General features: G+C 66.9%; 19 protein-coding genes, 3 pseudogenes and 1 riboswitch. Of the genes and pseudogenes, 14 read left to right on the top strand and 8 right to left on the bottom strand.

Features of this window, described 5'->3' with window-relative positions:
* Positions 1 to 73 precede the first annotated feature (73 nt).
* The gene (locus EO170_RS04690; RefSeq protein ID WP_164739200.1) at positions 74 to 1,456 is read right to left on the bottom strand and encodes a DcaP family trimeric outer membrane transporter; all 1,383 of its coding nucleotides are present in this window, start codon (positions 1,454 to 1,456) and stop codon (positions 74 to 76) included.
* 294 nt (positions 1,457 to 1,750) lie between these two features.
* Between EO170_RS04690 and acs the strand changes: the two genes are divergently transcribed.
* Both acs and EO170_RS04680 read left to right on the top strand, forming a co-directional pair.
* Positions 1,751 to 3,694 (top strand): acetate--CoA ligase, encoded by a 1,944-nt coding sequence (gene acs, locus EO170_RS04685; RefSeq protein ID WP_126942858.1) that lies wholly within the window; start codon positions 1,751 to 1,753, stop codon positions 3,692 to 3,694.
* A 259-nt stretch (positions 3,695 to 3,953) separates the two neighbouring features.
* Positions 3,954 to 4,622 carry a response regulator transcription factor gene (locus tag EO170_RS04680; protein ID WP_010374372.1) on the top strand — a complete coding sequence of 223 codons (669 nt, stop codon included), beginning with the start codon at positions 3,954 to 3,956 and terminating at the stop codon, positions 4,620 to 4,622.
* Between the two features lie 89 nt (positions 4,623 to 4,711).
* Here the strand turns inward: EO170_RS04680 and EO170_RS04675 are convergent, their stop codons facing one another.
* Entirely contained in the window at positions 4,712 to 5,275 is a 564-nt protein-coding gene (locus tag EO170_RS04675; RefSeq protein WP_241236665.1) for a hypothetical protein, read from the bottom strand.
* 329 nt (positions 5,276 to 5,604) lie between these two features.
* Here EO170_RS04675 and EO170_RS04670 point away from each other — a divergent pair, with 329 nt between their 5' ends.
* Together EO170_RS04670 and EO170_RS04665 are read left to right on the top strand one after the other, a co-directional pair.
* Complete coding sequence (locus EO170_RS04670; RefSeq protein ID WP_180708177.1) at positions 5,605 to 6,168, top strand: TlpA disulfide reductase family protein; 564 nt, start codon at positions 5,605 to 5,607, stop codon at positions 6,166 to 6,168.
* Positions 6,169 to 6,171: 3 nt separating this feature from the next.
* On the top strand, positions 6,172 to 6,375 hold the full coding sequence (locus EO170_RS04665; protein ID WP_104649885.1) for a hypothetical protein: 204 nt from the start codon (positions 6,172 to 6,174) through the stop codon (positions 6,373 to 6,375).
* A 114-nt stretch (positions 6,376 to 6,489) separates the two neighbouring features.
* On the opposite strand, the pseudogene EO170_RS04660 reads toward EO170_RS04665, so the two are convergent.
* A pseudogene (locus EO170_RS04660) lies at positions 6,490 to 6,810 on the bottom strand (xylan 1,4-beta-xylosidase); the annotation flags it as partial.
* Between the two features lie 290 nt (positions 6,811 to 7,100).
* Here EO170_RS04660 and EO170_RS04650 point away from each other — a divergent pair.
* From EO170_RS04650 to EO170_RS04630, 5 genes are all read left to right on the top strand, one after another.
* Complete coding sequence (locus EO170_RS04650; RefSeq protein WP_343134521.1) at positions 7,101 to 8,144, top strand: aldo/keto reductase; 1,044 nt, start codon at positions 7,101 to 7,103, stop codon at positions 8,142 to 8,144.
* A complete protein-coding gene (locus EO170_RS04645; protein WP_126942852.1) occupies positions 8,141 to 9,013 on the top strand; it encodes an amidohydrolase family protein in 873 nt (290 codons plus the stop codon). Before EO170_RS04650 ends, EO170_RS04645 begins: the two co-directional genes overlap by 4 nt.
* Complete coding sequence (locus tag EO170_RS04640; protein WP_104649882.1) at positions 9,010 to 9,780, top strand: SDR family oxidoreductase; 771 nt, start codon at positions 9,010 to 9,012, stop codon at positions 9,778 to 9,780. The genes EO170_RS04645 and EO170_RS04640 overlap by 4 nt, the downstream gene beginning before the upstream one ends.
* Before the next feature lie 151 nt (positions 9,781 to 9,931).
* On the top strand, positions 9,932 to 10,789 hold the full coding sequence (locus tag EO170_RS04635) for a fumarylacetoacetate hydrolase family protein (protein ID WP_126942849.1): 858 nt from the start codon (positions 9,932 to 9,934) through the stop codon (positions 10,787 to 10,789).
* A gap of 183 nt (positions 10,790 to 10,972) precedes the next feature.
* Positions 10,973 to 12,295, top strand: a complete 1,323-nt coding sequence (locus EO170_RS04630) for an L-fuconate dehydratase (protein ID WP_115678112.1) — start codon at positions 10,973 to 10,975, stop codon at positions 12,293 to 12,295.
* Positions 12,296 to 12,878: 583 nt separating this feature from the next.
* On the opposite strand, the gene EO170_RS04625 is transcribed toward EO170_RS04630, so the two are convergent.
* Together EO170_RS04625 and fucP are read right to left on the bottom strand one after the other, a co-directional pair.
* Positions 12,879 to 13,244, bottom strand: coding sequence for an L-fucose mutarotase (locus tag EO170_RS04625; protein WP_104585593.1), 366 nt, complete (start codon positions 13,242 to 13,244; stop codon positions 12,879 to 12,881).
* On the bottom strand, positions 13,241 to 14,545 hold the full coding sequence (gene fucP, locus EO170_RS04620; protein WP_126942846.1) for an L-fucose:H+ symporter permease: 1,305 nt from the start codon (positions 14,543 to 14,545) through the stop codon (positions 13,241 to 13,243). The genes EO170_RS04625 and fucP overlap by 4 nt, the downstream gene beginning before the upstream one ends.
* 180 nt (positions 14,546 to 14,725) lie before the next feature.
* On the opposite strand from fucP, the gene EO170_RS04615 reads away from it, so the two are divergent.
* The 4 genes and pseudogenes from EO170_RS04615 to EO170_RS21575 form a co-directional block, all read left to right on the top strand.
* On the top strand, positions 14,726 to 15,475 hold the full coding sequence (locus EO170_RS04615; protein WP_126942843.1) for a helix-turn-helix domain-containing protein: 750 nt from the start codon (positions 14,726 to 14,728) through the stop codon (positions 15,473 to 15,475).
* A gap of 628 nt (positions 15,476 to 16,103) precedes the next feature.
* Positions 16,104 to 16,231, top strand: a riboswitch (yybP-ykoY riboswitch).
* Between the two features lie 46 nt (positions 16,232 to 16,277).
* Positions 16,278 to 16,862, top strand: coding sequence for a manganese efflux pump MntP family protein (locus EO170_RS04610; protein WP_126942840.1), 585 nt, complete (start codon positions 16,278 to 16,280; stop codon positions 16,860 to 16,862).
* 149 nt (positions 16,863 to 17,011) lie between these two features.
* Positions 17,012 to 17,128 (top strand): annotated as a pseudogene (locus EO170_RS21440) (manganese efflux pump); the annotation flags it as partial.
* Between the two features lie 149 nt (positions 17,129 to 17,277).
* A pseudogene (locus EO170_RS21575) lies at positions 17,278 to 17,391 on the top strand (manganese efflux pump); the annotation flags it as partial.
* Positions 17,392 to 17,576: 185 nt separating this feature from the next.
* Here EO170_RS21575 and EO170_RS04600 read toward each other — a convergent pair.
* The 3 genes from EO170_RS04600 to EO170_RS04590 form a co-directional block, all read right to left on the bottom strand.
* Positions 17,577 to 21,026 (bottom strand): PAS domain-containing hybrid sensor histidine kinase/response regulator, encoded by a 3,450-nt coding sequence (locus EO170_RS04600; protein WP_126942834.1) that lies wholly within the window; start codon positions 21,024 to 21,026, stop codon positions 17,577 to 17,579.
* A 403-nt stretch (positions 21,027 to 21,429) separates the two neighbouring features.
* Positions 21,430 to 23,784 (bottom strand): NdvB protein, encoded by a 2,355-nt coding sequence (locus EO170_RS04595; protein ID WP_164740920.1) that lies wholly within the window; start codon positions 23,782 to 23,784, stop codon positions 21,430 to 21,432.
* A 62-nt stretch (positions 23,785 to 23,846) separates the two neighbouring features.
* Positions 23,847 to 25,229 (bottom strand): MFS transporter, encoded by a 1,383-nt coding sequence (locus EO170_RS04590; RefSeq protein WP_119129889.1) that lies wholly within the window; start codon positions 25,227 to 25,229, stop codon positions 23,847 to 23,849.
* A gap of 158 nt (positions 25,230 to 25,387) precedes the next feature.
* On the opposite strand from EO170_RS04590, the gene EO170_RS04585 reads away from it, so the two are divergent.
* Positions 25,388 to 25,972, top strand: coding sequence for a gluconokinase (locus tag EO170_RS04585; RefSeq protein WP_126943208.1), 585 nt, complete (start codon positions 25,388 to 25,390; stop codon positions 25,970 to 25,972).
* The last annotated feature ends 131 nt before the right edge of the window (positions 25,973 to 26,103 follow it).

Raw genomic sequence — 26,103 nt, 5'->3', positions numbered from 1 at the left:
TGGTAGAGCGCTGGTAAAACGACGGTGGCCTTGCCCGTTCCACCGCAGTGGAGCGGGCCGCCAGTGGCAAAAACTAGAAGCTGTACTTGGTGGTGAATTGCAGGCGCGAAATGTCGCCGCTGTCGCCGTTCTCGGCTTCGCGGCGGCCGTACATCAGCTCCGCACCCACATCGACCTTGGGCAGCGGCGAATAGAACACGTTGGCGCGGATGCTCTGCTGCGACTTGCTCGCGAGCGCGCCGGTGTTGGCGATGTCGTGGTCGTAGTTCACGCGCGAATACATGATGGTGCTGCGCAGCTTGGCGTTGTAGTCGTGGCGCCAGGCCACCCAGCCGGCGATCGTGCTGACGGTCTGGATGTTGCCGTCGATGTCGATCTCCACATCCGAGCCGTTGCCCAGGCCCAGGTAGCGCCCCAGGCCCTCGCCGTAGCTGAGCTGGTAACGCAGATCGTTGTTGGCGTTGATGATCCAGCGGCCGCCGCCGGCGATCGCGCCGCCGAAGTCGGTGTCGTTGGTGAGCGCGCTACGCGTGCGGTACTGGCGCGCGATCGCCGACAGGCCGAACGTGCCCCAGGTGCCCTTCCAGTTGTAGCGCGCGGTCAGGTCCGGCATCGCGCCATGGTCGGAGGCCAGGATGGTGTTGCCGCCCTGGTAGGGCGTGGTCAGTGTCTCGGGATTTTCCGCCGACACGCTGAAGGCGCCGCGGGTGTAGCGGATCTGGGTCTGGCGGCTGAACAGCGCGCCGTCGGTCGGCCCGACGATGTCGGCCGCCTCGGGCAGGATCGTGGAATCGATGAAGTTGGACCAGGTCTGGCCGGCCAGCCAGTTGTTCCAGCTCACGTAGGCGTGGCGCAGGGTGCCGCCGTACAGATTGTTGACCTGGTTGGCCAGCGCGTTGCCGAAGAAATCCAGCTCGATGAAGCCGGTGATCTTGTCGCCGTTTTCGGTGACCGTGTCCACGCCCAGGTTGAAGCGCGAGAACTTGGCGTGGAAGTCGGTGTCGGTGCTCGAGGCCTGGCCACCGACCGGCGTCTGGGTCGGGATGTACAGGTAGCGCCCCACCGCGCCTTCGGGCAATGCGCCGTCGGAGGTGCGGGTGGTCATGAAGTCGGCCTTGATGAAACCACCGTAGCGGAACGTCGTCCCCGCCGCTGCATTGGGTGTGATGCTGGTCAGCTGGATCGGCCGCTTGCCGGCCGGCACCGCCGGCGCGGCAGGTGCCTGCGCCTGTGCGGCACGCACCTCGGTCACCTGGGTCTGCGTCTGCGTGATCTGGCCCTGCTGCTGTTGTTGCGCAGACACCAGCAGCTGGACCTGACGCTCGAGCTCGGCGATGCGCGCTTCCAGCGCCTTTTCCTTGGCGGTCTGCGCGAACGCCACGCCCGGCAGGATGCTCGCCACCAACAAGGCAGCCGCCAGCGGATGGCGCACTAACGGTGCAGTACGGTGTGTCATGGACCCCTCTCCCCGATATGGCCTCGCGCTTGATGGCGATGCTGTGCGGAGCGTGAGGCAGTCCGCGCTTTGCAGCCTATTCGCCTTTGGTCGTAGCTGCAGCGCAGCATTCCACAAGGTGACCGATCGTCGCACCAGGGCCGGCAACGGATTGCGGATCACCGGCTGCGGCAGGTAAGACCAAGGTCTAAGGCCCGGTTGAACGCCGGGACAGAATGGATACGGCACACTGATTGTCTACCGAGGGCAGCCGCAACGTCCTCTTCCGACAAGTTCATCGCAAGTGAGGGTGCCATGGCTGAGGTTTATCCCGTCGATCCCGCGTTCGCCGCCAATGCGCGCATTACGCGCGAGCAGTACGCAACGCTGTATCGCGAATCGATCGAACACCCCGAGCAATTCTGGGGCAAGGCCGCACAGCGGCTGGAATGGTTCAAGCAACCCACCCAGGTGAAGGACGTCAGCTACGCGCTGGAGGATTTCCATATCCGCTGGTTCGGCGATGGCGAGCTCAATGCCAGCGTCAACTGCCTGGACCGCCAGCTGGCCACGCGCGGCGACAAGACCGCGCTGTTGTTCGAGCCCGACAGCCCGGATGCGCAGTCCTATCCGGTTACCTATCGCGAGTTGTACGAGCGCGTCTGCAAGCTCGGCAATGCGCTGCGCAACCTGGGCATCAAGAAGGGCGACCGGGTCACCATCTACCTGCCGATGATCGTCGATGCCGCCGTGGCCATGCTCGCCTGTGCACGCATCGGTGCGGTGCACTCGGTGGTGTTCGGCGGGTTTGCGGCCAATTCGATCGCCGACCGCGTGATCGATTGCCAGAGCAAGCTGATCATCACCGCCGACGAAGGCCTGCGCGGCGGCAAGAAGATTCCGCTCAAGGCCAACGTGGATGCGGCGCTGAAACTGCCCGGCACCAACACCGTGGAAACGGTGCTCGTCGTGCGTCACACCGGTGGTGCGGTCGAGATGCAGGCACCGCGCGATCGCTGGTTCCATGATGTGGTCGACGGCCAGCCGGCCGCGTGCGAACCCGAGCACATGAACGCGGAAGATCCGTTGTTCATCCTCTACACCTCCGGGTCCACCGGCAAGCCCAAGGGCGTGCTGCACACCACCGCCGGCTACCTGCTGTTTGCCAGCTACACGCACGAAGTGGTGTTCGACCTGCGCGAGGACGACATCTACTGGTGCACCGCCGACGTGGGCTGGGTCACCGGCCACAGCTACATCGTCTACGGCCCGCTCGCCAACGGCGCCACCGCGGTGATGTTCGAAGGCGTGCCGAACTATCCGACCGTGTCGCGCTTCTGGGAAGTGATCGACAAGCACAAGGTCAGCATCTTCTACACCGCGCCCACCGCGATCCGCGCGCTGATGCGCGATGGCGAGGAGCCGGTCAAGAAGACCTCGCGCAAGAGCCTGCGCCTGCTCGGCAGCGTCGGCGAGCCGATCAATCCGGAAGCCTGGCGCTGGTACTACGAGGTGGTCGGCGACAGCCGCTGCCCGATCGTGGACACCTGGTGGCAGACCGAAACCGGCGGCATCCTGATCTCGCCGCTGGCCGGCGCGGTCGATCTCAAGCCCGGCTCGGCCACCCTGCCGTTCTTCGGCGTGCAGCCGGCACTGGTGGATGCCGAAGGCAAGGTCCTGGAAGGCGCCACCGAAGGCAACCTGGTGCTGCTGGATTCGTGGCCGGGCCAGATGCGCTCGGTGTACGGCGACCACCAGCGCTTCATCGACACCTACTTCCGCACCTATCCGGGCAGCTACTTCACCGGCGACGGTTGCCGCCGCGATGCCGATGGCTATTACTGGATCACCGGCCGCGTGGACGACGTGATCAACGTGTCCGGCCACCGCATCGGCACCGCCGAAGTGGAAAGCGCGCTGGTCTCGCACCCGAAGGTCGCCGAAGCGGCGGTGGTCGGCTTCCCGCACGACGTCAAGGGCCAGGGCATCTATGCCTACGTGACCTTGATCGCCGGCGAAACCCCGAGCGAGGAACTGCACAAGGAACTGGTGACCTGGGTGCGCAAGGAAATCGGCCCGATCGCCTCGCCCGATCACCTGCAGTGGGCACCGGGCCTGCCCAAGACCCGCTCGGGCAAGATCATGCGCCGCATCCTGCGCAAGATCGCCGAAAACGCCCCCGACCAACTCGGCGACACCTCGACCCTGGCCGACCCGTCGGTGGTGGATTCGTTGGTGAACGAGCGGTTGGCGCGCTGACGCGCGTCAGGAATGGGGAATCGGGAGTGGGGAATCGTCGAAGCGGTTCCCTGAGCAGTGGGGAATAGGCGGCATGGGGATTTGTGGAAGCGGTCCCCAGGCCATGTCTGCCCACGTCGATTTGATCTCCCAACCCGTCACACTGACTTCGCCGCCTCGCTATCGCCGTCTTGTTGCTGTTGCTGTTGCTTTGCTGCCTTCGCTGTTGCCTTTGCAATTCCCGATTCCCCACTCCCGATTCCTGATTCCCGGCCCCTCAATGACCACCCTGCTGATCGCCGACGACCACCCCCTGTTCCGTGAGGCCTTGCGCGGGGCTGTGCAGCGCGTGATGCCGGGCGTGCAGTTGTTCGAGGCCGACACGGTGGATGCGCTGTACACCCTGGCCGATGCGCAACCGGATGCCGACCTGTTGTTGATGGATCTCAACATGCCGGGCGCGCAGGGATTCAGCGCGTTAGTGCACATGCGCTCGCTGCATCCGCAGCTGCCGGTGGTGGTGGTGTCGGCGCGCGAGGAGCCGACGGTGATGCGGCGTGCGATCGACCATGGCGCGTTCGGGTTCATTCCCAAGTCCGCCGATTCGGACACCATCGGCCGCGCCCTGGCCACGGTGCTCGATGGCGAGCGCTGGATCCCGGCAGAGGCACAGAACCTGCCGCCGACCGACAGCGAAGAACGCGAAGTGGGCCAGCGCCTGCGCGATCTCACCCCGCAACAGTTCCGCGTTTTGCAGATGCTCGGCGCCGGGCGCCTCAACAAGCAGATCGCCTACGATCTGGGCGTGTCCGAGGCCACCATCAAGGCGCATGTCACCGCGATCCTGCGCAAGCTCGGCGTCACCAACCGCACCCAGGCGGTGCTGATGGCCGGCAAGCTCGCCATCGATGCCGACGGCATCGTGCTGCCGCCGCCCGAAGACGACTGAGCACGCTGCAGCGACCGGCTGCGCGCACCGTCAGCGCAGACCGATCGCCGCCGCAGGAAACGCTGCCGGTGGCAGCTCCGGTGCGCTCGTCAGCGCAGTGGCTGGCCGGTGCAGACCTTCGATGCGCGTTGCGGCGAGGGCGTGTGCCACACCGCGTTGCCGTTTTCGTCCTCGCCTTCATAGATCGCGTAGCGCCCATCGTCCTGACGATGCATGGTCGGGCTGAAGGTGAGGAAATCGGTGCGGCCGTCCGGGCCAATGAACTGCATATCGCCTCCACAGGCGATATTGGAATTGGTTTCCGGCCCCAGCGCAGCGCAGGTGACCTGCGAGGTCTCCGCACGCACCACGCGCGTCACGCGCGGCCGGACCAGCCCGCGATCGGCGGCGTCGCAGAAATAATCGGCAAGCACCGTGCGCATCTCCTGCTGCGACGGCATCCAGGACGGACAGCTGCTGTACGCATCGGCCGTGCAGCTTGAGACAACCGCGGCAGGCGCGTTGCGATCGGGCGCAGCAGCGAGGCTGTCTTGCAGCGGCAGCAACAGGCAGGCGGCGACCGCCAGCAGGGGAAGATAGGAAGGCATCGAAACGTGCGGCCTGGCGTGTATGGGGCACGCGACTGTACGCCATGGGCAATCGATGCCGTGCATGTCCACGCTGCGGCATGGCATGCGTGTGGCATGTCGTGCGCCTGCCGCGCATGGTCCGGTCGCGATTACGGCGGCGATGGATGCGTCGCGCGCCGGTGCGGCGCGGTGGCATCGCTCCACCTGTAGCGTCGCAGTTGCGCAATCGCTCCGTGCCGACTGCCGCGGCACTGGCAAGCCCAAGCGCCGGGGCGTGACCGCGTCCACAGCCCCGCACCGCGCGACATCGCAGTTGTCGATATCACCATTGACCATCAGCTCATGCCTGGGCAAGGCTCGGGCTTGATGACGCTACTGGAGCTGGCATGGCGCGACGTTTTCCCTGGCTCTGGATCGGGCTGCTGGTTGCCTGTGCATTAATCGCGGTGCTTGCATGGCAGAACAAGCAGCTGCGTGCGCAGCAGCAGATGTTGCAGACCCGCATCAGCGCGCCGTATGACGGCATGTACGTGCCGCGCATCGCGGTCACCGATACCCAGGGCCAACGCCATCTGCTCGGCGTGCCGCAGGGACAGGCGCAGGTGCTGTTCTTCTTCACCACCACCTGCCCGTATTGCCAGCGTTCGGCACCCACCGTGCTGCGTGCGGCAAGGCAATTGCAGGCCAATCTGCCCGGCCGTCCGCAGTTGCTCGGCGTATGCCAGTGCGATGCGGCGCAGGCTGCGCGCTATGCGCATGTGCATGGCTTCGATTTTCCGGTGGTCACGTTGACCGATCGTCGCGCACTGATGCTGTTTCGCGCGCGCAACGTGCCACTGCTGATGGCCATCGATGGGCAGGGGCGCGTGCGCCATTCCCGTCTTGGCGTCTTCGATACCACGGAGCAGGTGCAGGACCTGGTCGCCGCGTTGCGCCGCACGGATGCGCCAGCGGCTTTGGCAACGGTGAAGGAGTAATGCATGAAGAAGCGTTGGGGTACTTTGCGGACGGCGTTGATGGCGGCCACGTTCCTGGCCAGTACCGGTTTCGGTACGTTCCAGGTCATGGCGGTGGATAACGCACAGCCGAAAACCGAATCGTGTAGTGCGTGGGCCTGCAAAGCCGAGTGTCCGGAGTTTGGCGGCGACCTGGGACAGGGCAACGTCTGCTACTGCTGCGGCTAGGAGCAGCGAGCGAAACGCCTGTGCAGCTACGTTTTGTTAGCCACGCCAGGTCTGACGGCGGGGTCCCCCCGGACCCCGCCGTTTACCCGCATCGCTGGATGCTGCAGACCGCGCTCAGCGCAGCGCGCGGTAACTGAAATCACTCAACACCACTGCGCCTTGCTGCGCAGCGTAGATGCCGAGCTGCAGGCTCAGGAAGCCGCCGAACACGTTGTGGTGAAAGCCGGACATTTCCATGCGCGTGGGGTGGCGGATCCACTGCCGGCCATCGTCGAAGCAATAGTCGAAGGTCACCACATGCGCCTCGTTGCTCAGACGCAGGCGGATGCGTCGGTGCGTATTGGGCGCGCGTGCCCACACCAGTTCTTCGGAGTATTCGTAGGTCTTGATGGTATCGGGCGTAACGCCGATGCCGACGAAGGCCTTGTGGTTGAACCGCACGTGGCTTGCGCAGCGTTGGTGCCTGTCTTGCGCCCGTCGCACGAGGCCATGCGGCAAGGATTTCGATACAGACCGGGTCCTACGTCGTGCGACGCTGGCGAGCGGGGCGGGCTGACGGCCTACCGTGGCACTGCACGGCGCACGTATCGGCCTTGGCCCTCAATGCTGCACTGCAGCGTGATCTGTTTACTCATGATTGCGATATTCATATGCGAACAGACCGGCATCGGCCGGCTGGTGGATGTCGCGATGCCCAGCTCCTGCTTCCCAGATTCCGTGTGCACCTGCCCCGCGACCGCCCTGCGCGCGGAGTGTGCGGCGTGAGCGTTGCGCGGCAGCGTCTGGGCGGCACCGATGTGCAGCTGTCGGCACTGGGGTTTGGCGCCGCGCCGATCGGCAATCTGTACACCGAGGTCGATGATGGCCAGGCGCTGGCCGCGGTGGCGGCTGCGTACCAGGCCGGCATCCGGCACTTTGACACCGCGCCGTACTACGGCTACGGGCTGAGCGAGACGCGCCTGGGCCGTGGTTTGGCCGGCGTGCCGCGCAGCGCCTACACGCTGTCGACCAAGGTCGGCCGCTGCATCCACGACGACGCGCAGGCCACCGCCGGGCGCGACGGCTTTGCGGTAGCGGGCCGGCGCGCCGAGTTCGACTACAGCGCCGACGGCGTGCGGCGCGCGTTTGCCTCCAGCCTGGAGCGCCTGGGCACCGACTACATCGACGTGCTGCTGCTGCACGACATCGGTGCGCTGACCCACGGCGACAACCACGCCAACGTGCTGCGCCAGGCCTTGGAGGAGGCCTTGCCGGCGATGGCGGAGCTGAAGGCGGCCGGTGCCTGCGGGGCGATCGGGCTGGGGGTCAACGAGCAGGAGGTGGCGCTGGAGGTGCTGCCACGCTTTCCGCTCGACTGCGTGATGCTGGCCGGCCGCTACACGCTGCTGGAACAGCACGGCGCCCGCGCGCTGCTCGGGCAGGCGCAGCAGCGCAACGTGGCGATCCTGTCGGCCGGCCCGTACAGCTCCGGCCTGCTCAGCGACGCACACGGCCCCGGCGCGACCTACAACTACGCCCCGGTCGACGCCGCCACCCTGCAGCATGCGCAGCGCCTGTATGCAGCCTGCGCGGCGTTCGGGGTGGATATCGGCGCGGCCGCATTGCAGTTCCCGCTGGCGCATCCGGCGGTGACCACCGTGGTGGCCGGCATGCGGACGGTGGCCGAGGTGCACTCGGCCGCCACGCGCCTGCAGGCATCGATTCCGCCTGCGCTGTGGCAGCGCCTGCGCGATGACGGCCTGCTCGACGCGGACCTGCCCACGCCATGAGCCGCATCGACGCGCATCTGCATTTCTGGCAGCTGGCCCGTGGCGATTACCACTGGCTGACGCCCGAACTGGCGCCGCTGTATCGCGACTTCGTCCCCGCCGATATCGGCCAGGCGCTGGACGCTGCCGATATCGATGGCGTGGTGGTGGTGCAGGCCGCCGCGACCGAGGCCGAAACGCACTACCTGTTCGAGCTGGCGCGCGTCGATGCACGCATTGCCGGCGTGGTGGGCTGGGTCGATTTCGCCACGCCCGATGCCGCCGCGCGCATCGATGCGCTGGTGCAGGCAGGCAGTGGCATGCTCAAGGGCCTGCGCCCGATGGTGCAGGACATCGCCGATGCGCAGTGGCTGGCCAGTCCCGCGCTGGATGCCGCCTTCGACGCACTGCTCGCGCACGACCTGGCCTTCGACGCCCTGATCCGCAGCGTGCATGTGCCGGCACTGCAGGCGCGCCTGAAGCGCCATCCGCAGTTGCGCGTGGTCGTCGATCACGGCGGCAAGCCACAGATCGCTGCGGGCGAATTCGTCGCCTGGGCCGCCGGCATGGCCGCGCTGGCGCAGCATCCCAACGTGCACTGCAAGCTCTCCGGCCTGCTCACCGAAGCAGCGCGCGGCGCCGGCGTGGAGGCGCTGGGGCCGTATGTCGCGCATCTGTTCGCACGCTTCGGCCCGCAGCGCATGCTGTGGGGCAGCGACTGGCCGGTGCTGACCCAGCGCGCCGAGTATGCGCAGTGGCTTGAGATCGCACAGCACCTGGTTGCCACACACGCCGACGGCCATGCCAAAGCGGTGTTCGGCGACAACGCACGCACGTTCTATCGTCTGCCACGGCCGGCGGCCCCCACCCACGGAACCTCTTCGGTATGACTGTCTCGATCCCTGCAACTCCCAACGACCGCCTGCATGGCAAGCGCTGCCTGATCACTGCCGCCGGCGCCGGCATCGGCCGCGAAAGCGCGCTGGCCTGCGCGCGTGCCGGTGCGCAGGTGATCGCCACCGATATCGACGCCGCGGCCCTACAGGCGCTGGCAGCCGAATCCGATGCCATCACCACCCAGCTACTGGATGTCACCGATGCATCGGCGGTTGCCGACCTGGTCGCCGCGCACGGCCCGTTCGATGTGTTGTTCAACTGTGCCGGCTTCGTGCACCAGGGCAGCATCCTCGATTGCGACGAGCCGGCTTGGCGCCGCTCGTTCTCGATCAACGTCGATGCGATGTACTACACCTGCAAGGCGGTGCTGCCGGGCATGCTCGAGCGCGGCCGCGGCAGCATCATCAACATGTCCTCGGTGGCCTCCAGCATCAAGGGCGTGCCGAACCGCTTCGTCTACGGCGTCACCAAGGCGGCCGTGATCGGCCTGAGCAAGGCCATTGCCGCCGATTACGTGGCCCAGGGCGTGCGCTGCAACGCAATCTGCCCCGGCACCATCAAGACGCCGTCGCTGGGCCAGCGCGTCAAGGCGCTGGGCGGCGACGAACAGGCCGTGTGGAAGAGCTTCACCGACCGCCAGCCGATGGGCCGCCTGGGCGACCCGCGCGAAATCGCGCAGCTGGTGGTGTACCTGGCCTCGGACGAATCGTCGTTCACCACCGGCCAGACCCATATCATCGATGGCGGCTGGTCGAACTGAGTACGACGATGGATCGCGGCGCCGCGCACCACTGCCAGATGCGATGCGTCCCGCTCGTCCGCCTCGGTTTGCGCCCGCCGTCCTTACCCACCCGATGCACGCGCGCCAGCGTTGCTGGCCGCTCCATTCCTCACCTGCAAAGGAAGACTGCATGAAACTCGTACGCGTTGGCGCCCCCGGCCAGGAACGTCCCGGCCTGATCGATGACCAAGGCCGCATCCGCGATCTGAGCGGCGTGATCGACGATGTGGCCGGCGAGCACATCACCAATGCCGGCCTGGACAAACTGCGTGCGCTGGATGTGGCCACGCTGCCGCTGCTCGAAGGCGAGCTGCGCTATGGCGCCGCCGTGGGGCAGATCGGCAAGTTCATCTGCGTGGGCTTGAACTACGCCGACCACGCCGCCGAATCGGGCATGGACGTGCCCAAGATGCCGATCCTGTTCATGAAGGCCACCACCGCGGTGACCGGGCCGAACGACACCGTGATCATCCCGCGCGGCTCGGTCAAGAGCGATTGGGAAGTGGAACTGGGCGTGGTGATCGGCGATGTCGCGCGCGATGTCTCGGTGGACGAGGCGCTGAACCATGTCGCCGGCTACGCGGTGATCAACGACCTGTCCGAGCGCGAATTCCAGCTCGAACACGGCGGCCAGTGGGTCAAGGGCAAGAGCGCCGACACCTTCGGCCCGATCGGCCCGTGGCTGGTCACCCGCGATGAAATCGCCGACCCGCAGAACCTGTCGATGTGGCTGGACGTCAACGGCCACCGCTACCAGAACGGCAGCACCCGCACGATGGTGTTCGGCGTGGCCGAACTGGTCAGCCACATCAGCCGCTACATGACGCTGATGCCGGGCGATGTGATCAGCACCGGCACCCCGCCGGGCGTGGGCCTGGGCCAGAAGCCGCCGGTGTACCTGAAGCCGGGCGACGTGATGGAGCTGGAGATCGAAGGGCTGGGTCGCCAGCGCCAGCCGGTGGTGGCGCATCCGCGCGATGCGGCTTGAGGCCTCTTTCCTCAGCACCTTTTTCCGCATTGGAAAGAGATAGCGGCCAAGGCAAGTCGTAATACATCCGGCACGATGCAGCCCGAAGCCCCTCTCCCGGTGGGAGAGAGGCTCTGGAGTCCTGCTTCGTTTCCGTCTTACTCCGCGCGCTTCTAATTTTCGTTTCCATCGCCCAGGACCTCCATGCGCACCATCATCGCCCTCGACACCCACGACGTCCGCTTTCCCACCTCGCGCGAGCTCGATGGGTCGGATGCGATGAATCCGGATCCGGATTACTCGGCCGCCTATGTTGTGCTGCGCACCGATGCGCCGGATGACCTGGCCGGCTACGGCCTGGTGTTCACCATCGGCCGCGGCAACGATGTGCAGACCGCCGCGGTGGCCGCACTGGCCGAGCACGTGGTCGGCCTGTCGGTGGACGAGGTCATCGCCGATCTGGGTGCGTTCGCGCGCCGGCTCACCAACGACTCGCAGCTGCGCTGGCTGGGCCCGGAAAAGGGCGTGATGCACATGGCGATCGGCGCGGTGATCAACGCCGCCTGGGACCTGGCAGCGCGCGCGGCGAAAAAACCGCTGTGGCGCTACATCGCCGAACTCACGCCCGAGCAGCTGGTCGACACCATCGACTTCCGCTACCTCACCGACGCGCTCACCCGCGACGAAGCGCTGGCGATCCTGCGCGCGGCGCAACCGCAGCGCGCGCAACGCATCGCCACGCTGATCGAACAGGGCTATCCGGCCTACACCACCTCGCCCGGCTGGCTCGGCTACTCGGACGAAAAGCTGGTGCGCCTGGCCAAGGAAGCGGTGGCCGACGGCTTCCGCACCATCAAGCTCAAGGTCGGCGCCAACGTGCAGGACGACATCCGCCGCTGCCGCCTGGCGCGCGAGGCGATCGGCCCGGACATCGCGATGGCGGTGGACGCGAACCAGCGCTGGGACGTGGGCCCGGCGATCGACTGGATGCGCCAGCTGGCCGAATTCGACATCGCCTGGATCGAGGAACCCACCAGTCCGGACGATGTGCTCGGCCACGCCGCGATCCGCCAGGGCATCACCCCGGTGCCGGTGTCCACCGGCGAGCACACTCAGAACCGGGTGGTGTTCAAGCAGCTATTGCAGGCCGGCGCGGTGGATCTGATCCAGATCGACGCCGCGCGCGTGGGCGGGGTCAACGAAAACCTCGCCATCCTGCTGCTGGCCGCCAAGTTCAATATCCGCGTGTTCCCGCACGCCGGCGGCGTCGGCCTGTGCGAACTGGTGCAACACCTGGCCATGGCCGACTTCGTCGCCATCACCGGCAAGATGGAAGACCGCGCGATCGAATTCGTCGACCACCTGCACCAGCATTTCCTCGACCCGGTGCGCATCCGGCATGGCCGCTACCTGGCCCCGGAGGCAGCGGGTTTCTCGGCGGAAATGCATGCGTCCTCGATCGCGGAGTTCAGCTATCCGGAAGGACGTTTCTGGGTCGAAGATCTGGCCGGCAACGCCAAGGACTGAGCACGCAACCCCTCATCCGCCCTGCGGGCACCTTCTCCCGCGCGCGGGAGAAGGAAGCAGTTGTCCGGCCGGGACTGCGATGCGACCGGAACGGCTTTGCCATTCAGGTGAACGTTTCCGGGTCGAAGATCTGGCCGGCAACGCCAAGGACTGAGCACGCAACCCTCATCCGCCCTGCGGGCACCTTCTCCCGCGCGCGGGAGAAGGAAGCGGTTGGCCGGCCGGGACTGCGATGCGGCCGGAACGGCTCCGCCATCCAGGTGAACGTTTCTGGGTCGAAGATCTGGCCGGCAACGCCGAGGACTGAGCACGCAACCCCTCATCCGCCCTGCGGGGACCTTCTCCTGCACCCGGGAGAGGGGCGTGATCGACGTTGACTCAGGTAGGGTAGGCGTCTGCGCCATGTCCCCACCGTCGGGCGTCTGCAGCATGCTGCCAGTCAGCCGTTCGCCAGGCCGAAGACGCAGACCCACAAGCGCCCCACCCGATACTGCCAGGCCGGCCGGACCGCAGCCCCGCCAAGCGACTGCTCCCTTCTCCCGCAAGCGGGAGAAGGTGCCCGAAGGGCGGACGAGGGGCACGGCTAGCGCTGCGCGTCGATCGCCGCACTCAATGCAAAGATCCGCCCCGCCTCGCGCCACTTCTCCCCAGGCGCGCTGCCCGGCAGCGGTTTCTGGAACCGCCACATCAGGTCTTCCCAGGCCTGGATCCGCGGATCGGCCGCATCCCGCGCGGCCTTGGCCGCCGGATCGTAGGTGTCGCCGACCTCCATCAGCATCACCAGGCGGTCGCCGCTGCGAAAGATCTCCAGCTCCAGGATGCCGGCCTGCTGCAACGAGGCCACCACTTCCGGCCAGACCTCGCTGGGCCGATGCCAACGCTCGTACTCGGCGATCAACTGCGCATCGTCGTGCAGATCCAGCACGTAGCACAGCCGCCGCGTGCTCATGCGCCTGCCCCAGCAATCACCGGCGCCGCGCGCCGTGCGCGCAACGCGAACAGCAGGATCACCGCAAAGCACCCACCCGGCACCACCATCGCCCAGTGGATACCGGCCAGGTCCGACACCGCGCCCATCACCGCGGTGAGCAGCGCACCACCGATGATCGACATCACCAGCAAGGACGAGCCCAGCTTGCGCGCATCGTCATGCATGCCGTCCAGGCCCAGCGCAAAGATGGTCGGAAACATCACCGACATGAACACGCTTGCGGCCACCAGCGCGTACAGGCCAGTCCAACCGGGGAAGGCGATCGCCACCGCACACAAGACCAGGTTGATCGTGGCAAAGCTCGCCAGCAACCTGGCCGGCGCCAGATAGCGCAATAGCGCGGTGCCGATGAAACGGCCGGCCATGAACAGCACCAGCGAGATGGTCAGATAGGTGGCCGCGCTTTTCTCCGGCGTGCCTGGCACCGCATCCTGCAGGTAACGGATCAGATAACTCCAGATGCCAACCTGCGCGCCCACGTAGAAGAACTGCGCCACCACCGAAAATACGAACAGCCGGTTGCGCAGCAATTCGCTAAAGCGTGCGCGTCTGGGCGCAGCCTCGCCCGGGCCGGCATCGCCGGTGGGAAAGCGCACCAGCGCGATCAGGATCGCCCACACCACCACCACCATGCCGATCACCAGGTACGGCGTCTGCACCGCCGCCGATTCGGTGGCAAAGAACGCCGCGCGCGCGGCCGGCGTCATCGCCGCCAGCTCGGCCGGGGTGTGTTCCACGCCGGAGAAGATGAAGTGCTGGCCGACCAGCACGCCGGTGATCGAGCCCAACGGGTTGAATGCCTGGGCCAGGTTCAATCGCCGTGCCGCGCCTTCTGCCGGGCCGAGCACGGTCACCAGCGGGTTGGCGGTGGTTTCCAGGAACGCCAGGCCGCTGGCGATCACGAACAAGGCCAGCAGGAACAGCCAGTAGGTATGCACCTGCGCGGCCGGATAGAACAGGAACGCGCCGCATGCATACAGCAGCAGGCCCAGCACCACGGCCGCCTTGTAGCTGTAGCGGCGCATGAACATCGCCGCCGGCATCGCGAACACGAAATAGCCCAGGTAGAACGCGCTCTGCACCAGGCCTGCCTGCAGGTCGGTCAGCTCGAAGGCCTTCTTGAACTGCTTGATCAGGATGTCGTTGAGGTTGTTGGCCATGCCCCATAGAAAGAACAGGCTGACGATCAACAACAGGGGAACCATGGCGGTACGCGCCAGGTTGCCGCGCGGTGACGCGGCAATGTCACTGTGATGCATGCGACCGATCCCCTCCCAAGGCTGTGGCGCTTGCGTTGCTGTGCGGCGAGCGTACTGCGCAGGCCAGCACCATGCAAATATAAAAACTTTGTTTATATTTGCACGCGAGGGCCGACCCTCACCGCTGCCCGCGATGCCTGTACCCTGGCGCGCCGCAGCCTTGCCTGGAGCCGCAGACGGATGAGCACCGAACCCGCCAAGTACCGCGCCCCCGCCCTGGACAAGGGCCTGGACATCCTCGAGCTGCTCGCCCGCCAGGCCCAGCCGATGAGCATGGGCGCGATCTCGCAGGGCATCGGCCGCTCGCGCGGGGAGATCTTCCGCATGCTGCAGGTGCTGGAGGAGCGCGGCTATCTCACCCGCGACGGCGAGGGCGACTATGTGTTGACCAATCGGCTGTTCATGCTCGGCATGCAGCAGCCGCAGGTGCAGAGCATCAGCGAGGCGGCGTTGCCGGTGATGCGGCGGCTGGCCGATGCGATCTGTCAGCCCTGCCACCTGGTGGCACCGTCCGGCGACCAGATCGTGGTGATCGCGCAGATGGACGTGCCCAGCGACCTGGGCCTGGTGGTGCGCCCGGGCCATCGCCGCCCGCTGACCCATTCCAGTTCCGGGCTGGTGCTGTTCGCGTTCCAGCAGCCGGAGGTGCAGGCGCGCTGGCTGGACATGCTCGACGCCAGCGAGGTGCCGTTCGAACGTGCGCGGTTCCTGGCGGCCGCCGCGCAGGCGCGCAACGACGGCTATGCCATGCAGCCCAGCGAAGCGGTGGTGGGCGTGGTCGACCTGACAGCACCGATCCTGCAACGCGGCAGCGCGACCTATACGCTGACCGTTCCGTTCATCGCGCGCCGCCCGGAGCTGGTCGGCCCGCACGCGGCGCTGCAGGCCTTGTGCGCGGCGACGGCGGAGATCTCCGCAGCGTTGCTGTAGCAGCGGCCCGGGCCGGGCGCTTGTTTGCGTCGGTGCTGGTGGCTCCCCGCTGCGCGCTGCCGGCGGTTGGCTCTGGCGTCTACCCGCTGTGCGGCTGAGCCTGTGCGTGTAGCGCTGGGTGATTTTTCCGGAGTGCTGCAGCTGCGAGGGCAGCCTGGCCATCGCGCTCCACGCGACCGGTGTCGCGTGCACCCGCTGCGGCGTCGCAGGCCGCGCACATCGCAGTGTTCCGGAGAGCGGCGCATCTGTGCATGTTGCTGATCGCTGCATGCCTGCATCGGCGTCCTGAAAGACAGCGGCAAGCCGGCGCCGGCGCATGTACGCACGCACGTCCAGCCACGGAGCTCCATATCGCACTGCTTGCGGCACATCCCACATCAGCGGCTTTTCCCCAACGTTTTTCGCTGCCTGCTTCATCGGCGTGGAGACCGTTCGTCAGCATAGCCAAGGCAATCGGGCACCACATCCGACCGGTGGGTGGACCTGCCGTACGGGCCCTGGCGCCTGGAAACAAGGCAAAAAATCCGCGTAAATACCCGGTCGCAATAGCCACGGCTATAAAGATCAGACCGACCTTCGCGTTCGGTGCGAATGCCCCGAACGCGGTCGTGCGTTGATACACTGCGCGCCCCTTGGGGAGTAGCCTGCTTTCGTCCATCGAAAGCGCCTGCATCAACATACTCGGCCATTGCGCCGTGGTGCAGGCAACCAATCGTGGTTTGGCGAGACCAGCGGCATGCGCGCACAACAACGGTTGGCGCGGGCGCATGTCGTTGCGATCGTGCCCAACCCGAGAATGTCGATGTCCCCGTTTTCCATTGTGTTGATCGGTTTTGCGATGTCCACCGATGCGTTTGCCGCAGCGATCGGCAAGGGCGCGGCCATGCGCAAGCCGCAGTGGCGCGATGCGCTACGCGCCGGTTTGATCTTCGGCAGCATCGAGGCGATCACCCCGGTGATCGGCTGGCTGTTGGGGCGCGCCGCGTCCAGCCACCTGCGTGCGTTCGATCACTGGATTGCCTTCGTGCTGCTCGGCGGCCTGGGCGTGCACATGATTGTGGCCGGCCTGCGCAACGAAGCCGACGAGATTGAAGATGCAGCTGCCGACACGCCAAAACGGCACGGCCTGCTCGCCCTGGCCACCACGGGTTTTGCCACCAGCATCGATGCGATGGCGGTCGGCGTGAGCCTGGCGTTTCTGGACGTGCATATCGGCGTGGTGGCGGTGGTGGTCGGGCTGTGCACCTTCAGCATGGTCACCACAGGCGTCATGCTGGGCCGTGTGCTCGGCAACCTGATCGGCAAGCGCGCCGAGATCCTCGGTGGCGTGATCCTGGTGATCGTCGGCAGCGTCATCCTCTACGAACACCTCAGCGGTGCCGCGTAGCACGCAGCGTTCTCCGGTAGGAGCGCACCCGGGCGCGACGAGGCGTTATCGATAAAGCCCCTCGCGCCCGGGTGCGCTCCTACGATGCAGGGCAGTGCGCTCCGTGCATGACCACCGCAGGCGTCAAGCTAGGCCGCGTATTAGACCGCGTGCTGGGCCGTGTGCTCGGCAACCTGATCGGCAAGCGCGCCGAGATCCTCGGCGGCGTGATCCTGGTGATCGTCGGCAGCGTCATCCTCTACGAACACCTGAGCGGTGCCGCGTAGCACGCAGCGTTCTCCGGTAGGAGCGCACCTGGGCGCGACGAGGCGTTATCGATAAAGCCCCTCGCGCCCAGGTGCGCTCCTACGATGCAGGGCAGTGCGCTCCGTGCATGACCACCGCAGGCGTCAAGCTGGGCCGCGTATTAGACCGCGTGCTGGGCCGCGTGCTCGGCAACCTGATCGGCAAGCGCGCCGAGATCCTCGGTGGCGTGATCCTGGTGATCGTCGGCAGCGTCATCCTCTACGAACACCTCAGCGGCGCCGCGCAGCACGCAGCAGTCTGCCGTAGGAGCGCACCTGGGCGCGACGAGGCGTTATCGATAAAGCCCCTCGCGCCCGGGTGCGCTCCTACGATGCATGGCAGTGCGCTCCGTGCGCGGTCGGCATCGTGGATGTTTACTCGATGCCGACTGCATCGCCGCATGCCGCGGTGATGGCAGGGATGCACCCGTCAGCGCGTTTTCGCATCGTGATGCGCACTCAGGAACGCGCGTAACGAGGCCGGCTTCACCGGTTTGGTCAGCAGGCGATAGCCACGTTCGCGCGCGAGCTGCTTGAGTTCATCGCGGCCATCGGCGGTGAGCAGGGCGCCGGCAATCGGTGCAGGGGCGGCGGCCTGCAGCGCATCCAGCGTGTCCAGGCCATCGAGCCGGTCGTGCAGGTGGTAATCCACCAGCATCAGGTCCGGTTGCTCGCGCGCGCGTTCCAGCGCCTGATCCACCGTGCTGGCGGTGATCACCTCCACCTGCCAGCGACCGAGCAAGGCGCGCATGCCGTCGAGGATTTCGCGGTCGTTGTCCACGCACAGCACGCGCAGGCCCGCCAGCGAATCGCCGCTGGGCAGCGCGCGCGCCGCTGCCACCGGCAGCACCGGTGGCAGCGGCACTGCCGCCACGCGCGGCAGCAGGATCGAGAACATGCTGCCGCGGCCGACCTGGCTGCGCGCGCTCAGGTCGTGGTCGAGCAGGCGCGAGATGCGCTGGCAGATCGACAGGCCCAGCCCCAGGCCCTGCTCGCCCCAGTCGAACGGCTGCTGATAGCGGCGGAACTCTTCGAAGATCTGCCGCATGTGGTGCTCGGGAATGCCCGGGCCGGTATCCCACACCTGCAGCTCCACCTGGTCGCCGCGGCCGCGCATGCCCAGCACGATGCGGCCCTGGCGCGTGTAGCGCAGCGCATTGGCCAGGAAGTTCTGCATCACCCGGCGCAGCAGACGGCGGTCGCTGCGCACCCACAGCGGGCGGCTGTGCACCTGCAGCTGCAGGCCGCGGCTGGACGCCACCGGCGCGTATTGCGCGGCCAGTTCATGCATCAGCGCGCTGGCATCGAAGTCCTCGACCGTGGGCCGCAGGCCGCCGGCATCCAGCCGCGAGACGTCGAGCAGGCCATCGAGCAACTCCTCGGCCGCGCGCAGCGAGGCATCCACGCGCTCGGCCAGATGGCGTTGCTCCTCGTTGCTCTGGTGGCTCTCGCGCAGCGCCGAGGCGAACAGCCGCGCGGCATTGAGCGGCTGCAACACGTCGTGGCTGATGGCAGCCAGAAAACGCGTCTTGGATTGCTGGGCCAGCTCGGCCTCGCGCGAGCGATCGGCCACGCGCTGTTCCAGGTTCTCGTTGGCGTCCAGCAGCGCACGTTCGGCACGTTTGTAGTCGGTGATGTCGTTGTAGCTGGTGACATAGCCGCCACCGGGCAGCGCCTGGCCACGCATCTCGATCACCTTGCCGTCGCTGCGGGTGCGCTCGAACACATGCGGCGAGCCGGCGCGCATATGGCGGATACGGCGATCGATCTGGTCTTCGATATCGCCCTCGCCCAGCTCGCCGCGCTCGGCGTTGTAGCGGATCAGGTCGGCCACCGGGCGGCCGACATACAGCATGCCGTCCGGATAGCCGAACAGCTGCTGGTAGCGGCGATTCCACGCGGTCAGGCGCATGTCCGGGTCGACCACGCTGACCGCAGCGCTGATGTTTTCCAGCGTGGTGGACAGGATCTCGCGGTTGAAGCGCAGCTCCTGGCCGGCTTCGTCCAGCACCGCCACCACCTCGCCCAGGTCCATGCCCGAACCGCGCAACAGGCTGGTCAACACCAGGCGTGCGGAGGCCGCGCCGATCGAGGCGGCCAGCAGGCGCTCGGTGAACTGTACCCAGGCGCGATCGGCCACCACGGTGGGCTGCAGCTCGCGCTCCAGCAGCACCGCCTGGTCGACGAAGGCGCGGTGCGCATGCCGCTCGCCCACCACGCGCTCGGCCAGGGCCTGCAGGTCGGCCACGCGCACATGCCCGGGCCAGTCGCCGGCCACCGCCGGGCGCTGCGCGTACGGGTCCAGGAATGGTGCGGCGCGCAGGCGTTCGTCCACCCCGGGGCGCCAGCGTGCGGAGACCAGCATCATCGCGCCGACATTGATCAGCAGCGACCAGAACGTGCCATGCGCCAGCGGGTCCCAGCCATGCATGCCGAACAGTTGCTGCGGCTGCAACCAGGCGATGCCGAACGGCCCGTCCACCAGCCAGTCCGGCTGCAGCCAGCCCGCGCGCGTGGCGGCCGGCAGCAGCAGCGTGTAGATCCAGGTCATGAAGCCCAGCACCATGCCGGTCTCCACGCCCTTGCGGCTGGCGCCGCGCCAGTACAGCCCACCGATCACCCCGGGTGCGAACTGCGCCACTGCCGCAAAGGCCATCAGGCCGTAGGCGGCCAAGGTGGTGTCGTTGGCCACGCTGCGGTGGTAGCCGTAGGCGATCAGCGCCAGCAGCAGGATGGCGACGCGACGAATCCACAACACCCGCGAGGCCACCGCCGCGCGCGCATCTGCGCTGCCACGGCGGCGCAGCAGCACCGGCATCACCAGGTCGTTGCTGACCATCGTGGCCAACGCGATGCTGGCCACGATCACCATGCCGGTGGCGGCGGAAAACCCGCCCACATACGCCACCAGTGCCAGCACGGTATTACCCTGGCTCAGCGGCAGCGCCAGCACCACCGCATCGTCGACCACCGTGCTGCCCTTGCCGAACAAGGCCACGCCGGCCGATGCGATCGGCACCACCATCGCCGAGATGATCACCAGGTAGGCGCCGAACAACCAGCGCGCGCGCCGGATGTCGCCCACGTCGCTGCATTCCACCACCGCCACATGGAACTGGCGCGGCAGGCAGATCACCGCCAGGAAGCTCAGCAAGGTCTGCGAAATGAAGCCCACCGACGGGGTGTGCTCGAACAAGGTGCGCGCCGAGTCGGCGATGGGCACCTGGTGATCGCTCAGCCACACCCAGGCGAACAGGCCCACCGCGACGATGGCGATCAACTTGATCACCGACTCCAGCGCGATCGCCAGCATCATGCCGCGGTGGTGTTCGGTGGCATCGACCTGGCGGGTGCCGAACAAGGTCGCAAACAAGGCCATCAACAGCGCCACGTACAGCGCCGGATCGGCAAAGATGCCGCGCCCGGCACTGCTATGCCCGGTCAGCACCTCCAGGCTCATCGCCACCGCCTTGTACTGCAGGGCCAGATACGGAACGATGCCGATCAGCGCGATCACCGCCACCAGCGCCGCCAGCCGCCGCGAACGGCCATAGCGCGACGAAATGAAATCGGCGATGGAAACGGTGTTCTCGGCGCGTGCGATCAGCGCCAGCCGCTCGATGATGCGCCAGCCGAACAGCAGCAACAGCAGCGGGCCCAGGTAGATCGGCAGATAGCCGATGCCGTTGCGCACCGCCGAGCCGACCGCGCCGTAGAAGGTCCACGACGAGCAGTACACCGCCAGCGCCAGGCTGTAGACCGCTGGCCGCAGCCACGGCCGCTCCGGGTACAGCGGACGACGGTCGCCCCACCACGCCACGCCGAACAGCAGCGCGGCATAGCCGACGGAAACCAGCAGCAGGATCCAGCTTGAGACCAAGGGGCGTTCCTAGGCGGCGCGAGGCGAGCCTGGGAGTTTACGCAGTGGGGAATCGGGATTGGGGGTTGAGGGTTCGTGCCGGACTGGTTGGCGGAGAGTTAAGCGTCAGACGCCCCTCATCCGCCCTGCGGGCACCTTCTCCCGCACGCGGGAGAAGGGAGTGATCCGCGTTGGCTCAGGCGTGGTGTGTCCGCCTGGACCACGTCTCCCTGCTGGGCGTCTGCAGTGCGCTACCGGTCAGCCGTTTGTTGTTCCGCCAAGCCGATTCCGCCACGCCGAAGCTTCAGATCCAAAAAAAGCGCCACATGAGTGGCTGAGCCGTTCCGGCCAGATCGCAGTCCGGCCGGCAAATGCCCCCCTCTCCGCCTGCGGGAGAGGGTGCCCGAAGGGCGGGGGAGGGCCGTCAGCCCGGCAGGCGCACCTGCACCCGATACGTACGGCCGGCGACGATGCCGTGCACACGCTGGTCTGGGCAAGCGGCTCCATCCACGTCAACGTCTACCTGCGTGCGTCCCGGCTCCCGTGTCAGCGTCACCTCGAACTGCGCGCCGCGGAACTGGCGCGTCACCTGCGCGTGCGGCCAGTGCGTGGGTAGCTGCGGGCGGATCGCCAATGCATCGCCCTCGCCGACCAGGCCGAACAGACCTTCGAGCACGCAGCGATACACCCAGGCCACCGTGCCGGTGTTGAACAGCTGGCTGGACCGCCCGGCCGTGCGCGGATATTGATGCCAGGCGCCGCGATAGTAATTGGGCAACGACACCGGCAGATGGCCGCGCTGCAGCACGTCCTCGCGGGTGGGGCCGGGCAGCATTGCGCGCAGGATCTCCCAGGCGCGGTCGGCTTCGCCAATCTGGTACAGGCTGTACAGGTAGAACGCCACCGCATGGTTGTAGACCGCGCCATTTTCCGCGGCGCCCGGCCACTTCTGCGTCAACCGGCCCACGTCATCGCGCATATGCGTGTACGCCGGGGCCAGCATCACCGGCCCGTACGGCGTATGCAGCTGGTCGCGCACCGCCTCCAGCAAGGCGTCGCGCTGCGCGGCATCGGCGGTGCCGGCCAGCAGCGCAAAGCTCTGCGGGTTGAGATAGATGCGTCCTTCCACATCGTCGGCGATGCCGAAGCGCACGCCGTCGTCGGTGATGCCGCGCGCATACCAGTTGCCGTCCCACAATTCCCGATTGGCATCGGCATTGACCGTCTGCACGGCCTGCGCAAACGTTTCTGCCTGCGCGCTTCGCCCATGCGCTGCACAGATGCCCGACCAAAGCCGCAGTGCATACGCGGTGGCCACGGTGAGCCAGCCGGACACACCCTTGCCGCGCCAGCCGACCATGTTCATCGGGTCGTTCCAGTCACCCTGGGCGATGAAACTCAGGCCGCGGGCGTCGCGTGCGTCCAGCAACCATTGCATGGCCGCATCCAGGCGCTCGGCCACGCTCAGCGCCTGCCCGTCCTGCGTGCGGACCACCGCGTCGAGCACGCTGGCATCGCCGGTTTCGGCCAGATAGGCGCTCAGGAAGATCGGCAACCACACGCAGTGGTCGGTATGCGGCACCTGGTTGATGTATTTCAGCTCGGCGCCTTCCACCAGCAGGATGCCGTCCGGCATCGCACCGCTGGATTCCTGCTGCGAGAGCGCGTGCAGCAACGCCGCGCGTGCGGTGGCCGGCTGCAGGTAGGCCATGCCCATGTGGTCCTGCAGATAGTTGCGCGTCTGCGGATCGGTGGTCAGGCGATTGACGTCGCCGTGATAGAACACCTGCCGCGGCAACCAATGATTGACCAGGTTGTCCAGGGCCGGATCGGGCGTGGCGATCTGCACGCAGCCCTGCCCGCCCTGCAGATACTGCGCGTAGTCGCGCGCGGCGGCAGCAAAGCCGGCTTCGGACAGATAACGCGCACGCAGCGCGGCGATCTCCGCATCGTCCTTGGCCGGCCCGAACGCGAAGCGATACACGCTGGCCGCATCGGCTTCCAGCGTCAGCCGGTACTGCAACGCGGCTGCCGGATTCTCGTAGTGCGCCTGGCTATTGCCCAGCTGCTCGGCCTGGATGGCCGAGGGCGCATGCAGGCCACCCTCGCCTTCGAAGGCTATCTGCTGCGCGTCCCAGGCCACCGGCGGCTGCTCGTGCAACAGGAAGGTGCAGTCCTTGAAGTCACGCTGGCGGAAATAATCCTGCACCTTCTGGTACGGCGTCACGCTACGGCAGACGATGCCGCCCAGCGCCGGCTCGTAGGCACCGCCCTGATGCATCCACGACATGTAGCCGATGGGGAAATACGGATACAGGCTGAGCCGGCGCGTGCGGCCGGACAGGTTATGCACGCGGCACTCCCACAGCTCCACCGCATCGTCGGTGGGCAACGCCACACACAGCTCCACCACGATGCCGTCATGGCGCACCCGCCAGCGCACATCGTGCTTGCCGGCGGAAAACACGAACTGCTCCGGCGGCGCGCGCACCGGTTCGTGCGGCACCGAATACAACGCGCCGCTGTCTTCGTCCTTGAGATAGAAGAAACGCCCGGGATGATGCGCGTAGTAGGGCTGCTCGGGCATCATGAAGTTGCGCGCCTCCAGCAGTGGCGCATGGGCGTACTTGGCCGGCTCCGGCTGCATGAACTGCCCGGTGGCGTAACCACGGCAGGTGAGCTGCAGCATCATGCGGCGGTTCCACAGGAATGCGCCCGCGTTCGGCATCGCGGTGGGGCTGTAGAGCGCATACCGCGTGCCGTCGGCGCTGGGCGCCAGCAACGCGGACAGATCGTCGTTGGACGTGGTGCTGGAATCAGCCTGGGAAAGTGCGGACACGGTCAGCGGTGCTCCTGTTCGTCGCGCTTGCGCGCGGCCAGTTCGTGTTGGATGCGGCGCAACAAGCCGTCATCGAGTGGATAGAAACGCATGGTCCAGGCCGCCAGCAGCGCCACCGCGCCCGGGATCACCGTCAGCAGCAGCACGATGCCAGTCAACGACCCGGCCGACTGCGCGCTGTTGGCCACATAGCCCATGCCCGCCAGCACCCAGGCGATGCCGGCCGACGCCAGCGCGCCACCGAGCTTTTGCGAGAAGGTCGCGGCGGCAAAGGTCATCGCGGTGGCGCGCCGGCCGGTGCGCCACTCGGTGTAGTCGGCGCTGTCGGCATACATCGAAAAGGCCAGCGGCGACTTCGGCCCCAGCGCCAGCCCGATCAACATGTTCAACGCGAAGATCGCCCACACCGCATCGGCAGGAATGAAAAACATCAGGCAGCTCAACACGCCCACCATCGCCATCAGCGCGGTCATCAACTGGCGCTTGTCCCAATGCCGTGTCAGCAGCGGCGTGATCGCCGCGCCCACCGCCAAGGACACCGAATAGCCGCCCAGGAACAGCCCGGTCAGCTCCGGCCGCTGCACGTAGTACTTGAGGTAATACACGCCCGCACCGCCGCGCATGACGATGGTGATCATGATGATCAACGACAGCACGAACAGCACGCACCAGGGTTTGTTCTGCAGCAGGTCGGCGATGTCCCGGCGGACCGGCGTGCGCTGTTGCGGCGGTGGCTGCACGCGCTCGCGCGTGGTCAGCGCCACGGTCACGAACAGCGCCACCGCCACCGCGCCGTACAGCATCATCGTACGCTGCCAGCCCAGCGCATCGTTGCCGGCACCGAGCCACGCCACCAGGTCCAGGGTGCAGTAATTGACCAGCGTGGTGCCGGCGAACGCGGCGATGAAGCGCAGGCTGATCAAGCTGGTGCGCTGGCTGCTGTCGGCGGTGATCACGCCCGACAATGCCGAGTACGGAATGCTCACCACGGTGTAGGCCAGCATCATCACCAGGAAGCTGATCGTGGCCCACCACATGCGCCCGTTCTGGTCCAGCGCAGGCGTGGTGTAGGCCAGCACACCGGTCACCGCCATCGGCACCGCGCCCCACAGCAGGTACGGGCGGAACTTGCCCCATCGGCTGCGCGTGCGATCGGCCAATGCCCCCATCGCCGGATCGGCGATCGCATCGGCGATCTTGGTCAACAGGATCATCGTGCCCACCGCCGCTGCCGGCAGATGCATGGTGTCGGTGTAGAAGATCAGCAAGAACGCGGAGATGTTGGCCCAGTACAGATTCAGGCCCAGATCGCCGGCGCCGTAGCCCAGCTTTTCGCGCCAGCGCAGGCGCGCCGATGCAGGAGACGGTGCAGGCGATGACGGCATCGGCAGACCCTGGAGTGCGTTGAACCCGGCCGAGCGCGCCGTTACGCTGGGCGGCCCGCTCACCTGGCGAGGAGCGCCGACGCTACACCACGCATCGGCTGCCGCCAACGTGAAATCCGGCAAAATGCCGAATCGCTCCGGAGATATAACCTGACGTGATGGACACCGCAGCCCCCGCTACACCCGCGTCCGCTTCGCCCCTGGCCATCGTGGTGATGGGCGTTTCCGGCAGCGGCAAGACCACCATCGCGCAGGCCCTGGCAGCGCATTACGGCTACCGTTTTCTGGACGCCGACGATTACCACAGCGTGGCCGCACGCGCGCAGATGGCCGCAGGCCAACCGCTCACCGATGCGATGCGCTTGCCCTGGGTGGAGTTGCTGGCGGCCACCTTGCGTGACTGCGTCCAGGCCGGCGAGTCGGTGGTGCTCGCGTTCTCGGGCTTGCGCGGCACGCATCGTCAATTGCTGCGCCGCAGCGGCATTCCGCTGCGCTTCGTGTTCCTGCACGCGGCCCCGAACGTGATCGCCGCACGCCTGAGCGCGCGCGCCGGCCATTTCATGCCGGCCAGCCTGCTCGACAGCCAGTTGCAGACACTGGAATTGCCGCTGGACGAAGCCGACGTGGTATCGGTGGATGTGGACGCCACGGTGGCGGAGGTGGTGCAGGATGCCATCGCGCAGTTGGCGCTGATCGCGCCCAATACGGCGCACAGCGTCGCGCCCTCGCCTCAAAGCGCCTGACGTAAAAGATAACGCAGCCCTGCATGGCTGTTCCCTTCTCCCTCCGGGAGAAGGTGACCCGAAGGGGCGGATGAGGGTAGCTGCGAAGCCACGCAATCCAGTCTCTCGTGTGGCATCGCCCCGTACCCCTC

The organism is Xanthomonas sp. BRIP62409 (assembly GCF_003992965.1).
Taxonomy (GTDB): domain Bacteria; phylum Pseudomonadota; class Gammaproteobacteria; order Xanthomonadales; family Xanthomonadaceae; genus Xanthomonas; species Xanthomonas euroxanthea.
Note: the sequence above shows the minus strand (reverse complement) of the source record. Positions and strands in the feature narration are given on the sequence as shown.

Coding starts and splice junctions, on each gene's coding strand:
- EO170_RS04690 (WP_164739200.1), bottom strand. CDS start 1,456: ATGACACACCGTACTGCACCGTTAGTGCGCCATCCGCTGGCGGCTGCC.
- acs (WP_126942858.1), top strand. CDS start 1,751: ATGGCTGAGGTTTATCCCGTCGATCCCGCGTTCGCCGCCAATGCGCGC.
- EO170_RS04680 (WP_010374372.1), top strand. CDS start 3,954: ATGACCACCCTGCTGATCGCCGACGACCACCCCCTGTTCCGTGAGGCC.
- EO170_RS04675 (WP_241236665.1), bottom strand. CDS start 5,275: ATGCACGGCATCGATTGCCCATGGCGTACAGTCGCGTGCCCCATACAC.
- EO170_RS04665 (WP_104649885.1), top strand. CDS start 6,172: ATGAAGAAGCGTTGGGGTACTTTGCGGACGGCGTTGATGGCGGCCACG.
- EO170_RS04645 (WP_126942852.1), top strand. CDS start 8,141: ATGAGCCGCATCGACGCGCATCTGCATTTCTGGCAGCTGGCCCGTGGC.
- EO170_RS04640 (WP_104649882.1), top strand. CDS start 9,010: ATGACTGTCTCGATCCCTGCAACTCCCAACGACCGCCTGCATGGCAAG.
- EO170_RS04635 (WP_126942849.1), top strand. CDS start 9,932: ATGAAACTCGTACGCGTTGGCGCCCCCGGCCAGGAACGTCCCGGCCTG.
- EO170_RS04630 (WP_115678112.1), top strand. CDS start 10,973: ATGCGCACCATCATCGCCCTCGACACCCACGACGTCCGCTTTCCCACC.
- EO170_RS04625 (WP_104585593.1), bottom strand. CDS start 13,244: ATGAGCACGCGGCGGCTGTGCTACGTGCTGGATCTGCACGACGATGCG.
- fucP (WP_126942846.1), bottom strand. CDS start 14,545: ATGCATCACAGTGACATTGCCGCGTCACCGCGCGGCAACCTGGCGCGT.
- EO170_RS04615 (WP_126942843.1), top strand. CDS start 14,726: ATGAGCACCGAACCCGCCAAGTACCGCGCCCCCGCCCTGGACAAGGGC.
- EO170_RS04610 (WP_126942840.1), top strand. CDS start 16,278: ATGTCCCCGTTTTCCATTGTGTTGATCGGTTTTGCGATGTCCACCGAT.
- EO170_RS04590 (WP_119129889.1), bottom strand. CDS start 25,229: ATGCCGTCATCGCCTGCACCGTCTCCTGCATCGGCGCGCCTGCGCTGG.
- EO170_RS04585 (WP_126943208.1), top strand. CDS start 25,388: ATGGACACCGCAGCCCCCGCTACACCCGCGTCCGCTTCGCCCCTGGCC.